The sequence below is a fragment of the Actinophytocola sp. genome, assembly GCF_036402745.1.
GTDB lineage: Bacteria > Actinomycetota > Actinomycetes > Mycobacteriales > Pseudonocardiaceae > Actinophytocola.
Genome location: NZ_DASWSJ010000382.1, coordinates 20,567 through 34,123, shown reverse-complemented (window position 1 = coordinate 34,123; position 13,557 = coordinate 20,567). Strand labels below are relative to the sequence as shown.

The 13,557-nt window shown below is 71.7% G+C and carries 11 protein-coding genes; all 11 read left to right on the top strand.

Annotated features, from left to right (window positions below; genetic code table 11):
* Window positions 1–871: 871 nt before the first annotated feature.
* The 11 genes from VGD70_RS34155 (at window position 872) to VGD70_RS34105 (ending at window position 13,526) form a co-directional block, all read left to right on the top strand.
* Entirely contained in the window at window positions 872–2,848 is a 1,977-nt protein-coding gene (locus tag VGD70_RS34155; protein WP_331088798.1) for a hypothetical protein, read from the top strand.
* 125 nt (window positions 2,849–2,973) lie between these two features.
* The gene (sucC, locus tag VGD70_RS34150; protein ID WP_331088796.1) at window positions 2,974–4,152 is read left to right on the top strand and encodes an ADP-forming succinate--CoA ligase subunit beta; all 1,179 of its coding nucleotides are present in this window, start codon (window positions 2,974–2,976) and stop codon (window positions 4,150–4,152) included.
* Window position 4,153: 1 nt separating this feature from the next.
* The gene (gene sucD / locus VGD70_RS34145) at window positions 4,154–5,056 is read left to right on the top strand and encodes a succinate--CoA ligase subunit alpha (RefSeq protein WP_331088794.1); all 903 of its coding nucleotides are present in this window, start codon (window positions 4,154–4,156) and stop codon (window positions 5,054–5,056) included.
* A gap of 282 nt (window positions 5,057–5,338) precedes the next feature.
* Entirely contained in the window at window positions 5,339–5,923 is a 585-nt protein-coding gene (locus VGD70_RS34140; RefSeq protein ID WP_331088792.1) for a DUF5336 domain-containing protein, read from the top strand.
* Window positions 5,924–6,057: 134 nt separating this feature from the next.
* Entirely contained in the window at window positions 6,058–7,503 is a 1,446-nt protein-coding gene (locus tag VGD70_RS34135; RefSeq protein WP_331088790.1) for a DUF6350 family protein, read from the top strand.
* A gap of 152 nt (window positions 7,504–7,655) precedes the next feature.
* Complete coding sequence (gene purN / locus VGD70_RS34130) at window positions 7,656–8,273, top strand: phosphoribosylglycinamide formyltransferase (protein ID WP_331088788.1); 618 nt, start codon at window positions 7,656–7,658, stop codon at window positions 8,271–8,273.
* Window positions 8,270–9,844: a bifunctional phosphoribosylaminoimidazolecarboxamide formyltransferase/IMP cyclohydrolase gene (purH, locus tag VGD70_RS34125; protein WP_331088786.1), complete on the top strand. Its 1,575-nt coding sequence runs from the start codon at window positions 8,270–8,272 to the stop codon at window positions 9,842–9,844. Before purN ends, purH begins: the two co-directional genes overlap by 4 nt.
* Window positions 9,845–9,919: 75 nt before the next feature.
* Entirely contained in the window at window positions 9,920–10,726 is an 807-nt protein-coding gene (locus VGD70_RS34120) for a class I SAM-dependent methyltransferase (protein WP_331088784.1), read from the top strand.
* Window positions 10,727–10,910: 184 nt separating this feature from the next.
* Window positions 10,911–11,906, top strand: coding sequence for an ABC transporter ATP-binding protein (locus tag VGD70_RS34115; protein WP_331088782.1), 996 nt, complete (start codon window positions 10,911–10,913; stop codon window positions 11,904–11,906).
* The gene (locus tag VGD70_RS34110) at window positions 11,903–12,667 is read left to right on the top strand and encodes an ABC transporter permease (protein ID WP_331088780.1); all 765 of its coding nucleotides are present in this window, start codon (window positions 11,903–11,905) and stop codon (window positions 12,665–12,667) included. The genes VGD70_RS34115 and VGD70_RS34110 overlap by 4 nt, the downstream gene beginning before the upstream one ends.
* Window positions 12,668–12,677: 10 nt before the next feature.
* Complete coding sequence (locus tag VGD70_RS34105) at window positions 12,678–13,526, top strand: ABC transporter permease (protein WP_331088804.1); 849 nt, start codon at window positions 12,678–12,680, stop codon at window positions 13,524–13,526.
* The last annotated feature ends 31 nt before the right edge of the window (window positions 13,527–13,557 follow it).

Here is a 13,557-nt window from a genome sequence, read left to right as displayed (position 1 = left end):
ATCCCGGCTGGTCGGCATTCAGGTTGCCGACCCTGCCCAATTCGTGACCGGACCGTGACAACGGACCGGGGGACAGTAACGAAGGGAAAGCGCTTAGAGCAACTTCCGTGATTTGTGTCGGCCATTCGAGTGGCGCCCTCGAACCGGCTGGCCAGCGACGATGACCCAAAGTGAAGCGGAGGTTACTTTGCCGATGTGATCCACGTTACTGAATCTCAGGCCGAACACGCGCCTCGTGGCGGTTTCTCGTGCCCGAGATGCCCCTTTTCGAGATCAACTGGCGCCCCTGGACGTGGTGTGGCCGGGCACGGGTCTGACCGGGCAGAACAGACCGGCTTGGGCAGGCCGACCGGGGAATGGGCCTCATAACGACACCCTGGAACCCGCCACTCCGAACCGCCCATGGCCTCGGGGCGCTGGTGGGTGAGATGGGCAGGGCGGAATGGCGGCGACGCTGGCGGGTGGCCGTAAGCGGAACTGCTAGCGGCACGTGTGCCGGGCTGACGTGCCGGGCTGACGTGCCGGGCTGACGTGGCCGGGCTGGCGTGGCCGGGCTGGCGTGGCCGGGCCCTGGACCTGGCTGGCTGGGGGGGCTGGCTGGGCGCGCTGAATCGGCGCCCGGCCCGGGCAGAGCTGGGCTGGCCCGGCTGGCGGGTTTGTGGCCGGGCCGACCTGGCGGCCCGGATAGTTGGGCTGGCGGGCGGAGGCGTGTTGCGCGGCTGTCGGTGTGAGCGGTGGCGCGCCTCGCGCGCGAGCCTTTCTTTGTCGGCGTCGTGAAGGTGGGCCGGCTGGGGAAAACCGGGCGGTTGCGCGGCGTGGCGGGTTGGGCTCCGCCCATCGGCCTGCTCGCGGCTTGCTAGCGTGCTCGGCGATGAATTCGCGGACCCGATCGCCGCAAGAGCCGTCCTCTCAGCACGAGCACGGGCGGACCAACAGCCGGCGGACCCGCCAGGTCGAGACGACCGAGCGGCTCGGCTGGTCCGACGCCCCGCCCCGGCTCCGGCTCGCGCTGGGGCTCTCCGTCCTGGGCGCGGCGCTCCTCATCGCCGGCCCGGAGTTCGGGGTCGTCCGGGACTCGCCCGGCAAGGGGTTCGCCAGCACGGCCCTGCTGACGCTGCTCGCCGTGGCGCCACCGTTGATCGCCATCGCGCTCATTCAGTTCGGACGCGCGCTCACCGCCGCGGGCGTCCTCACCGGCGTCGCGCTGCTCGCGCCCGGCCGCGCGCTCGTCGACCTGCAGTTCGTGCAGGACGGGCTCCTTGTCTCACGGCCGGAGCTGGTCATCCCGACCAGCCTGGCCGCGCTCACGCCGGGTACCGGGCTCTGGCTGCTGCTCGGCGGGCACCTCGCCGCGGCCGTCGCAGGCGTCCTCGCGGCCGGGCGGGCGGGCGCGGCACCGGGGTCGGCGTACGGGCTCGAGGTCGACGCGGGCCCGGCCTCGGTCAACGCCCGCGGGCGGGCCATGGGCTGGGCGCTCGCCTTCGCCACGGTCGCGGCCGTCGGGCTGGTCATGCCGCCCTTCCGCTCCGACAACGCCTTCCAGCTCGGCCACGACCTCATCGACAGCCCCACGCTGGTCCGGGCCGGCCTCCTGCTCGTCGTCGCCGCGGTCGTCGGCGGGTGCGTGTTCGCGGCCGGGTCCGCCCGGCCCGCGGTCGCCCGGGGCGTGATCCTCGGCGTGCTCCTGGGCACGGCCGCGGTCTCGCTGCCGGAGATCGTCGCCGGGCTGTCGGTCGACCGGCTGCACCCCGACCCCGGGCCCTACCTCGCCCTCATCCCGCTTGCCCTGCTGACGCTGGCGATCTTCGTCCTGCGCGGGGTGAGCATCGCGGACCCGCGGGACGACGACGCGGACGCGCGGGAGGACGAGGAGCTGGAGCTCGAGTCCGGCCGGGTGCACCTGGTCACCGGTGTCCTCGGCATCCTCGCCGGCGTCGCGGCACTCGTCGGCGCGTTCGGGCCACAGCTGGTGGTCGACGGACTCCCCGCGCCCGAGACCTACGCCAACCGCCAGCTGATCCCCGCCGGCCTGCTGGTCGGCCTCCTCGGCGCCACCCTCCTGACCAACCGGTGGGCCGCGGCCGTGCGCCCGGCGTTCGTCGTGAGCCTCGGCTCGATCGTCCTCGTCGGCGCGGCCACCCTCGACGCCGCGTTCACCGGCTCCGGCGTCAGCGAGACGGTGCACATCGGCGCCGGCGTGTGGTTCGCCGCGGCCGCGGTCGTCATCGCGGCCGCCGCCGCGGTCAGCGCCGCCGTCGCCGGCGGTGCCGAGCGCGACGACGTCGACCTCACCGAGCGCACGCTGCACACGTCCGTCGCCGCACCGGCCGGCGCGGCGATCCTGTTCAGCATCGGCGCCTTCGGCTTCCCCATGGTCACCTCGCCGGACTTCGTCGCGCCCGGCATCTGGTCGGAGTTCCGGCTCGCGTCGTGGGGGCTCGTCATCGCCATGCTCGTGGTGATCGCTGCCGGCGTGATCTCCACCATGGCCCGCCCCGCCCGCGCGGCCGCGCTCCTCCTCGGCGCCGCGGCGGTCGTCGGCGTCCACGCGCTCGAGCTCCCGCTCACCGGCGACCGCACGCCGGACGCGGCGGCCGGCTCCGGCACCTGGCTCGCCATGGCCTGCTGCCTCGCGTTCCTGGTCGCCGCGGGCATCGCCCTCGCGGGACCGGCGCCGGACAACGAGCAGGCGCCGAACAACGAGCAGGCGCGGGACAACGAGCAGCCGCCGGACAAGGAGCAGCCGCCGGACAACGAGCAGGCGCCGGAAAAGGAGTCGGGGCCCGAGGAGCCGGCGAAGACGGTCAAGAAGCCGGTCGGCAAACGGGCCCGCGGCGACCGGGCGTGAGGGACCTCACCGGACGCCGTGTGCCGGGTGTCCACGCACGTCGCTAGGGTCTTCTACCGTGCCGAACCCCCGAATCGCGGGGGTCACTCCACCGAGTCGTCGAACGTAGATCAGGAGACCGTCGAGTGGATCTGTACGAGTACCAGGCCAAGGACCTCTTCGCGGCCCACGGCGTGCCAGTGCTGCCCGGGAGCGTGGCCGACACTCCGGACCAGGCGCGCGCGGTCGCCGAGGAGCTCGGCCAGACCGTCGTCGTCAAGGCCCAGGTCAAGACCGGCGGCCGCGGCAAGGCCGGCGGTGTGAAGCTGGCCGACGACCCCGCCGACGCGCAGGCCAAGGCCGAAGCCATCCTCGGGCTGGACATCAAGGGCCACATCGTCCGCCGGGTGCTCGTCACCCCCGCGTCGGACATCGCCGAGGAGTTCTACGTCTCCTTCCTCCTCGACCGCACCAACCGCACGTTCCTCGCGATGGCGTCGGCCGAGGGCGGCATGGAGATCGAGCAGCTCGCCGTCGAGCGCCCGGACGCGCTGGCCAAGGTGCCGGTCGACGCGATCGCCGGCGTGGACCTGGCCAAGGCCAAGGAGATCGTCGCCGCGGGCAAGTTCCCGGAGGCCGTCGCCGACCAGATCGCCGAGGTCGTCGTGGCGCTGTGGAAGACCTTCGTGGCCGAGGACGCCACGCTGGTCGAGGTGAACCCGCTGGTCCGCGACCCGCAGGACAAGATCGTCGCGCTGGACGGCAAGGTCACCCTCGATGACAACGCCGCCTTCCGCCACCCCGGCCACGCCGACCTCGTCGACATCGCCGCGGAGGACCCGCTGGAGGCGGCCGCCAAGGCCAAGGACCTCAACTACGTCAAGCTCGACGGCCAGGTCGGCATCATCGGCAACGGCGCGGGGCTGGTGATGTCCACTTTGGACGTCGTGGCCTACGCGGGCGAGGAGTTCGGCGGCGTGAAGCCGGCCAACTTCCTCGACATCGGCGGCGGCGCCTCGGCCGAGGTCATGGCCAACGGCCTGGAGATCATCCTCTCCGACCGCGACGTGCGCAGCGTCTTCGTCAACGTCTTCGGCGGCATCACCGCCTGCGACGAGGTCGCCAACGGCATCGTCCAGGCCTTCCAGCTGCTGGAGTCGCGCGGCGACGCCGTCACCAAGCCGATCGTGGTCCGGCTGGACGGCAACAACGCCGACGAGGGCCGGCGCATCCTCACCGAGGCGGCGCTGCCGGGCCTGCAGCAGGTCGACACCATGGACAACGCGGCGCACAAGGCCGCCGAGCTTGCCGCACAGGGGGCGTGAGATGGCGATCTTCCTCGACGACGACAGCAAGATCATCGTTCAGGGCATGACGGGTGCCGAGGGCACCAAGCACACCCGCCGCATGCTGGCCTCCGGCGCCAAGGTCGTCGGCGGCGTCACCCCGGGCAAGGGCGGCAAGAGCGCGGACTTCTCCGATGTCAAGGAGGGCCTCACGCTGCCGGTGTTCAACTCCGTCGGCGAGGCCATGGAGGCCACCGGCGCCGACGTCACCGTCGTGTTCGTGCCGCCGAAGTTCGCCAAGAGCGCGGTGGTCGAGGCGATCGACGCGGGCATCGGCCTGTGCGTGGTGATCACCGAGGGCATCCCCGTGCACGACACCGCCGGCTTCTGGGCCCACGCCCGCGCCACCGGCAACAGGACCCGCATCATCGGCCCGAACTGCCCTGGCGTGATCAGCCCCGGCAAGTCCAACGCGGGCATCATCCCGGCCGACATCACCGGCCCGGGCAAGATCGGCCTGGTCTCCAAGTCCGGGACGCTGACCTACCAGCTGATGTACGAGCTGCGCGACATCGGCTTCTCCTCCGCGGTGGGCATCGGCGGTGACCCGGTCATCGGCACCACGCACATCGACGCCCTGGCGGCGTTCGAGGCCGACCCGCAGACCGAGGTCATCGTGATGATCGGCGAGATCGGCGGCGACGCCGAGGAACGCGCGGCGGCCTACATCGCCGAGCACGTCTCGAAGCCGGTCGTCGGCTACGTCGCCGGCTTCACTGCGCCGGAGGGCAAGACGATGGGCCACGCGGGCGCGATCGTGTCCGGCTCGTCGGGCACCGCGCAGGCGAAGAAGGAAGCCCTGGAAGCGGCGGGGGTGAAGGTGGGCAAGACCCCGTCGGAGACGGCCGAGCTCGCCCGGTTGCTCGTCGCGAAGGCAGGCTGAGGACAGCCCGCGAGTCACCCGGACATGGGGTCAGAAGCTGGTGTAGCGTCCGGCCCCACGATGGTCTTCGGCCTCGCGGGGGAACCACCCGGCGGCCTCGGTCGTCCGAAGGTTGAGAGAGTTGGCTTCGTTCGCAGCCGGCTCGTTTGCTATCGCGTCGAGTGAGCTGAGGAGAGCAACGCGATGACGTACCCAGGCGGTGCACCGGGTGGTTACCCCGGTCAAGGGCCGCAGCACCCAGTTCAAGGTCCCGGGTATGGACCTCCTCCCGCCACAGGTGGTGTGAAGCTCAGCCTGGCGCAGATCCTGCTGCTGGTCGGCGCCGGTCTCGGCTTGGTGAACCTGTTCATGGGCCTGGCGCCCGCGGCGTCCGGGGGCGGTATCAGCCAGAGCCTGTACGAGGTGGGCGTCGGCTGGCTTCCCGTGCTGTTCTTCATCGGCGGCCTGCTCGCCATCACCGGGCTGCTGCCGAAGGGCACCAGTCTCGGGGTGGTTCCGGCGGTGGTTGTCCTGGGCGCCGTGCTGGGGCACCTGTTCAGCTTCAGCGCCATCCCGTCGGGCGGGAGCACGGGCGTCGGCTTCATCATGATCCTGGTCTTCGGCATCGTGGAGCTGGCCGCGCTGGTGGTGTCGTACCTGTTCGAGGTGGGCATCCTCAAGCCGCCGGCGCCGAACCCGTACGGGCACCAGCCTCCCGGCATGTACCCGCCGTCGGGCCAGTTCCCCGCGCAGCAGCCGGGTCCGTTCCCGCCGCAGGGGCCGCCGGGTCAGCAGACCACGTTCGCCCCGCAGCAGGGCCAGTTCGGCCAGCCCCAGCAGCCGCCCCCGGGCACGCCGCCGGGTGGATATCCGCAGCAGCAGGGCTGACAAACCACCCGATGGGGGTGGCGCCGGAGAACCGGTGCCACCCCCATTGACGTGCAGTGACACCTTTCACCTGATGCGGTACAGGGCGGCGAGCCTCACCCGAACGGCCCAATCCACATGCGACAGTGGGGGACATGGCGCCGTCCCTCGACCTCGATGCCGCCGACGGCGACGTCGGCACCGGTGTCGACGGTGCTGGCGACGTGGCCGATCCTTCGACGTTCACCCGCATCCGGGTCCTGACCGTCGCCGCGCTCGGCTCGGTCCTCACCGGATACGCGGCCGTCGCCGCGCTTCTCGCGTTCGTCACCGCGATCGCGCCGCTCGCGCACTTCACCACCACCGGCGTCGTGTTCTCCGCGCTGCCCGCCTGGCTCGCCGCGCACCAGGTGCCCATCGCGATCGGCGGGCTGGAGCTCGGCATGCTCCCGTTGCTGCCCACCGTCGGCATGGTGGTGATCGCCGCGCGGGCCGCGGCCGGTGCGGCGGAACGCCTCGGCCTGTACGGGCCCTGGCAGGCGGGCCAGGTGGTCGGCGCGCTCGCGCTCGCGCACGGCGGCAGTGGGCTCGCGATCGCGCTCGTGGTGTCCGACGAGCAGGTCTCGGTCGACCCGCTCGCCGCGTTCTACTACCCGGCGCTCATCGCCGCGCTCGCCGCGACCATCGGTGTGGCGCGCCGCTGCGGGCTCGTCGACGCGCTGGTCGAGCGGGCGGATCCCGTTGCGCTGCGCGGGTTGCGGGCCGGTGCGGTCGCCGTCGTGCTGCTGCTGGCGGCCGGCGCGGCGGTGCTCACGTTCGCGTTGCTCACGTCGGTGGCCACGGCCAAGGACCTGTTCGCCACGTTCGCGCCCGGGTTCGGCAACGGCATGGGCATGCTGTTGCTGTCGGCCGGCTTCGTGCCGAACGCGGTGATCGCAGGCGCGGGATTCCTTGCCGGGCCTGGGTTCTCGATGGGCATCGTGTCGGTGTCCCCGCTGGAGTTCAGCGGCGGTCCGGTGCCGGGCCTGCCGCTGCTGGCCGCGCTGCCCGAGGAGCCGGCCGCGTGGTGGCCGGTGCTGTTCCTGCTGCCGCTGGGCATCGGCGTGCTGGTGGGCCGGCGGCTGCGGGACGCTTCTGACGAGCCGATGGCGCGGGTCAGGGGTGCCGCGGTCGCGGCCGGCGTGGTGGCGATCGCGTTCGTCGTGCTGGCCGGCAGCGCGGGCGGCCGGGTCGGGATGGGCCCGTTCGATCCGGTCAGCATGCGGGCGGCCGCGGTGTCGATGGCTTTGGTGCTGTGGATCGGCGTGCCGGCGGCGGTCACCGCGTGGTTCAGCGGGCCGCGCCCGGTGCGCGACGAGCCGCCGGGCCTGATCACCCCGGACGACGCCGAGGTCGAGGACGAGGTCGAGGACGCCGAGGTCGAGGTCGACGCGGCCGAGGTCGAGGACGCCGACGACGAGCCGGCCGCGGAGACCGAGCTGGAACCGGGCGCCGACGCGGAGGCTGACGTGGAGGCCGACGCGGACCTCGAGGACGGCGAGCCGGTGGTCGCGCCGGTGCTGCCGGACCAGCGGTCCAACCAGGCCAAGGTCGTCGACTAGCTCGTCGCCAGCACGCGGCGAACCCAGCGGGCCGCCGGCACGCGGGCCAACGGATGTCCGCCCCCGGGCAGTGATCAAGTTCTGGCCGCCTAAGCTGCGGGTATGCGCTCTTCCGCCACGCTTCGGAGCCTCCGCTGAGTCAGTCGGCTTCGGTGAGACCGGACGTCCCCGCGCGGGTCGTCGTGCTGGTCTCCGGTTCCGGAACCCTGCTGCAGTCCGTGCTCGACGCGAGTGCGGACCCCGGCTACCCCGTGCACGTGGTCGCGGTCGGCGCCGACCGGCCCGGCATCGAGGGGCTCGCCCGGGCCGAGCGTGCCGGGCTGCCGAGCTTCGTCACGCGGCTCGCCGACCATCCCGACCGGGCCGCGTGGGACAAGGCGCTCACCGAGGCCGTCGCCGGGTACGCGCCGGACCTGGTGGTGTCGGCCGGCTTCATGAAGATCCTCGGGCCGACGTTCCTCGAGCGGTTCGCCGGCCGGGTGGTCAACACGCATCCCGCGCTGCTGCCGGCGTTCCCCGGCGCGCACGCGGTCGCCGACGCGGTGGCGCACGGCGTCAAGGTCACCGGCTGCACCGTGCACCTCGTCGACGCGGGGGTGGACACGGGCCCGATCGTGGCCCAGCAGGCGGTGACCGTCGCGCCCGGCGAGGATGTCGACGCGCTGCACGAGCGCATCAAGATGGTGGAGCGTCGCCTGCTGGTCGACGTGATCGCGCTGATGGCCCGGGAGGGCTACACGGTGCACGGACGAAAGGTGAGCATCCCGTGACTGTTGACGAGCGGCGCCCTGTGCGCCGGGCGCTGATCGGCGTGTCGGACAAGGCGGGCCTGCTGGAGCTCGCCACCGGGTTGCACGCGAACGGTGTGGAGATCGTGTCGACCGGCGGCACCGCACGCACCATCGCCGACGCCGGCGTGCCGGTCACGCCGGTCGAGCAGGTCACCGGCTTCCCGGAGTCCCTGGACGGGCGGGTGAAGACGCTGCACCCGCGGGTACACGCCGGCCTGCTGGCCGACCTGCGCAAGCCCGCGCACGCCGAGCAGCTGCGGTCGCTGGGCATCGAGCCGTTCGACCTGCTGGTCGTGAACCTGTACCCGTTCGAGAAGACCGTCGCGTCCGGCGCGGACCCCGAGGAGTGCGTCGAGCAGATCGACATCGGCGGGCCGGCGATGGTCCGCGCGGCCGCGAAGAACCACCCGTCGGTCGCCGTGGTCGTCGATCCCTCGCGCTACGACTGGGTGCTGTCCCAGGTCCGCGAGGGCGGCTTCACGCTGGCCGACCGCCGGACGCTGGCGGTGGCGGCCTTCCGGCACACGGCGTCCTACGACATCGCGGTGGCGTCCTGGATGGGCAGCGTCCTCGCGCCCGAGGCGGACATCTTCCCCAGCTGGGCCGGGGCGAGCTGGGAGCGCCGCAACGTCCTGCGGTACGGGGAGAACCCGCACCAGAAGGCGGCGCTGTACGTGTCGAGCCACGGCGGCGGCGGGCTCGCGACGGCGGAGCAGCTGCACGGCAAGGAGATGTCCTACAACAACTACGTCGATGCCGACGCGGCGTGGCGGGCGGCGTTCGACCACGAGCTGCCGTGTGTCGCGATCATCAAGCACGCCAACCCGTGCGGCATCGCGGTGTCCACGGTGGACGGTGTGGGTGCGGTGGCGGACGCGCACCGGCGCGCGCACGCGTGTGACCCGCTGAGCGCGTTCGGCGGGGTCATCGCGTCGAACCGCGAGGTCACCGTGGACATGGCCGAGCAGGTGGCGGAGGTGTTCACCGAGGTGATCCTCGCGCCGTCCTATGCAGACGGTGCGCTGGACGTGCTGTCGCGCAAGAAGAACATCCGCATCCTGACCGCACCCGTGCCGCACCGGGCGGGGGCCGAGATCCGCGCGGTGTCCGGCGGACTGCTGATGCAGACCAAGGACATCATCGACGCCGAGGGCGACGACCCGGCGAAGTGGACGCTGGCCACCGGCACCCCCGTGGACGACGCGACGCTGGCCGACCTGGCCTTCGCGTGGCGCACGTGCCGGGCGGTCAAGTCCAACGCGATCGTCCTGGCTTCCGAGGGCGCCACGGTCGGCGTCGGCATGGGCCAGGTCAACCGGGTCGACGCCGCACGGCTGGCGATCGCGCGGGCCGGTGAGCGCGCGGCCGGCTCGGTCGCCGCGTCGGACGCGTTCTTCCCGTTCCCCGACGGTCCGGCGCTGTTGCTGGACGCCGGGGTGCGGGCCATCGTCCAGCCGGGCGGGTCGGTGCGCGACGCCGAGGTGATCGCGGCCGCGGAGGCCGCCGGCGCGACCGTCTACCTCACGGGGACCCGCCACTTCGCGCACTGAGCCACCGGCAGCGCCACCGTCAGCCGATGGTGAAAACGGTTGTCATCAAGGGTGGGGCTGCCGTAGCGTCGGGCCGTGACCACGCCTGATCTTGGTGCCGTGTTCGACGCCGCACACCGTGAGTTCGAGCTGCTCTCCCCGCTGCTCTGGGAGCCCATCGGCGCGGCGACCGTCGCCCGGTCCGCGCCGCGGCCGGGCGCGCGGGTGCTCGACGTCTGCTGCGGTGCCGGCTCGTCGGCGTTCCCGGCGGCCGGCGCGGTCGGCGAGGAGGGCCGGGTCGACGCCATCGATCTCGCCGACCGGTTGCTCGACCTCGGCCGGGCGCGGGCGGGTGGCGTGCCGCAGCTGCACTTCACCCGGGCCGACGCCACCACCTGGCCCGGCATCGACGGTGGCTACGACGTCGTCCAGTGCGTCTTCGGGGTCTTCTTCTTCCCGGACATGGAGATCGGCAGCGCCCACCTCGTGAGCCTGCTGCGGCCCGGCGGCCGGTTCGCGGCCACCACCTGGGAGAGCTCCGCCATCAAGCCGGTGCCCGAGATCCTCGTCGACGCGCTCCGGGCGGAAGGCGCGGCGCCGCAGGGGCCGCTGGATCCGCCGTCGGGGCGGATCCAGACACCGGAGACCTTCGCCGCCTGGCTGACCGACCTCGGGCTCACCGACGTCGAGGTCACCGAGGTCCCGCACCGGGTGCCGCTCGACGCGGACGTCGCCTGGGCGATCGTGATGGGGGCCGCCATGCGGGCCCTGCTGATGGGCCTGGACGAGGAGACCGTCGAGCGAGTGCGGGCGAGATTCGGGACAATGCTGGCCGACCGCGGCGTCGAGACCTTCAACGCCACCACTCTCATCGGCACCGGGCAAACCTTGCGCACCGGGTGACAAAACCGGTCCCAGAATTTGTCACCGGGGGTCAACAAAAGAGGCCTCGACCGAGACTTCTTGCCACCCCGAAATGCCAAAAGTAACCTACTCGGCGGTAATAAACGCCGACGTTCAGGTCGATGTGCGGACTTTCCCCGTCACGTCGCGACAGCGCCTGCGTGTGACCGGCGGAGGTGCGGACGTGGGCGTCGAGGTGGCCGTCGAGGGGCTGAGCAAGTCCTTCGGGCGCCAGCGGATCTGGCAGGACGTGACGCTGACCGTGCCGGCCGGCGAGGTGAGCGTCCTGCTGGGGCCGTCCGGCACCGGCAAGTCGGTGTTCCTGAAATGTCTCATCGGGCTCCTGAAACCGAACACCGGACGAATCGTCATCAACGGTACCGACCTGGTGCGCTGTTCGGAGCACACACTTTACGACATTCGGAAGCTTTTCGGGGTGCTGTTCCAGGACGGCGCGTTGTTCGGGTCGATGAACCTGTACGACAACATCGCCTTTCCGCTGCGCGAGCACACGAAGAAGAGCGAGCAGGACATTCGGCGGATCGTGCTCGCGAAGATGGACATGGTCGGCCTCGCCGGTGCCGAGCGCAAGCTCCCCGGCGAGATCTCCGGCGGCATGCGCAAGCGGGCCGGTCTCGCCCGCGCGCTGGTTCTCGACCCGGGGATCATCCTGGTCGACGAGCCCGACTCGGGCCTCGACCCGGTGCGCACGGCCTACATCTCCCAGCTGCTCGTCGACCTGAACGCGCAGATCGACGCGACGATCCTCGTGGTCACGCACAACATCAACGTCGCTCGCACGGTGCCGGACAACATCGGCATGCTGTTCCGCCGCGAGCTCGTGATGTTCGGGCCGCGCGAGGTGCTGCTCACCTCCGAGGAGCCGGTGGTCAAGCAGTTCCTCAACGGCAGCCGCATCGGCCCGATCGGCATGTCGGAGGAGAAGGACGAGGCCACGATGGCCGCCGAGCGCGCCGCCGGCTTCGACCTCGGCGCCGACCAGATCCACGGCGTGCCACCCCAGCTCGCGCCGACCCCGGGGCTCCCGGACAGGCAGGCGGTGCGCCGGCGCAAGGACCGGGTCATGCGGATCATCCACACCCTCCCGCCGGCGGCCCAGCACAGCATCGTGTCGAGCCTGGACGCGACGGACCGGCTCAGATACGGAGCCCTCCGATGATCGCGGCGGCCATGCGGCAGACCGGGCGGCTCTACGCGCTCGGCCTCGACGTCATCCGGTGCACCTTCAAGCGGCCGTTCCAGTTCCGCGAGTTCATCGGGCAGTTCTGGTTCATCGCCAGCGTGTCGCTGCTGCCCGCGGCGCTCGTCGCCATCCCGTTCGGGGCGGTCATCGCCCTGCACCTCGGGTCGCTCACCACGCAGATCGGCGCGCAGTCGTTCACCGGGGCGGCCAGCGTGCTCGCGATCATCCAGCAGGCGAGCCCCGTCGTCACCGCGCTGCTGATCGCGGGCGCCGGTGGCTCGGCCATGTGCGCGGACCTCGGCTCGCGGACCATCCGCGAGGAGATCGACGCGATGGAGGTGCTCGGCGTCAACCCCGTGCAGCGCCTCATCGTGCCGCGGGTGCTGGCCGCGATGGGCGTCGCCGCGTTCCTCAACGGGCTCGTCAGCGTCGTCGGCGTCCTCGGCGGCTACTTCTTCAACGTCATCATGCAGGGCGGCACCCCCGGCGCCTACCTCGCCAGCTTCTCCGCCCTCGCCCAGCTGCCGGACCTGTGGGTCAGCGAGATCAAGGCGGTGATCTTCGGGTTCGTCGCCGGCGTCGTGGCGGCCTACCGCGGGCTCAACCCGGGCCGCGGCCCCAAGGGCGTCGGCGACGCGGTGAACCAGTCGGTGGTGATCACCTTCCTGCTGCTGTTCCTGCTGAACCTGGTCATCACCACGCTGTACCTGCAGGTCGTGCCGCCGAAGGGGGCATGACGTGACGCTCCTGGAGGACAGACCCACGGTCCAGCGCCGGGTCGCGGACGCGGTCGACCGGCGGTTCACCTTCCTCGACGTGCTCGGCGACCAGATCTTCTTCTTCGTCCGCGCCATCCTCTGGATCCCGCGCGCGATCACCCGCTACGGCAAGGAGATCGTCCGGCTGCTCGCCGAGGTGAGCTTCGGCTCCGGCGCGCTCGCGGTGATCGGCGGCACCATCGGCGTGATGGTCGGCATGACCGCGTTCACCGGCACGGTCGTGGGCATGCAGGGGTACTCCGCACTCAACCAGGTCGGCACGTCCGCGCTCGCCGGCTTCATCTCCGCCTACTTCAACACCCGCGAGATCGCCCCGCTCGTCGCCGGCATCGCCCTGTCCGCCACGGTCGGCTGCGGCTTCACCGCGCAGCTCGGCGCGATGCGCATCTCCGAGGAGATCGACGCGCTCGAGGTGATGGGCGTGCCGAGCGTGCCCTACCTCGTGACCACCCGGATCGTCGCCGGGTTCCTCGCGATCATCCCGCTGTACGCGATCGGCCTGCTCACCTCCTACGTCGCCTCGCGGCAGGTGACCGTGTGGTTCTTCGGCCAGTCCGCGGGCACCTACGACCACTACTTCCACCTCTTCCTGCCACCGATCGACGTGCTCTACTCCTTCGGCAAGGTGCTGGTGTTCAGCGTGGTCGTGGTCCTCGCGCACTGCTACTACGGCTTCCGCGCGTCCGGCGGGCCGGCCGGCGTGGGTGTCGCGGTAGGACGGTCGGTGCGCACGTCGATCGTCGCGATCAACGTCGTCGACCTGTTCCTCAGCCTCGCGATCTGGGGCGCCACCACGACGGTGCAGGTGGCGGGATGAGCGAGCTCGCCAGCGAATCAAGGTCACCGGG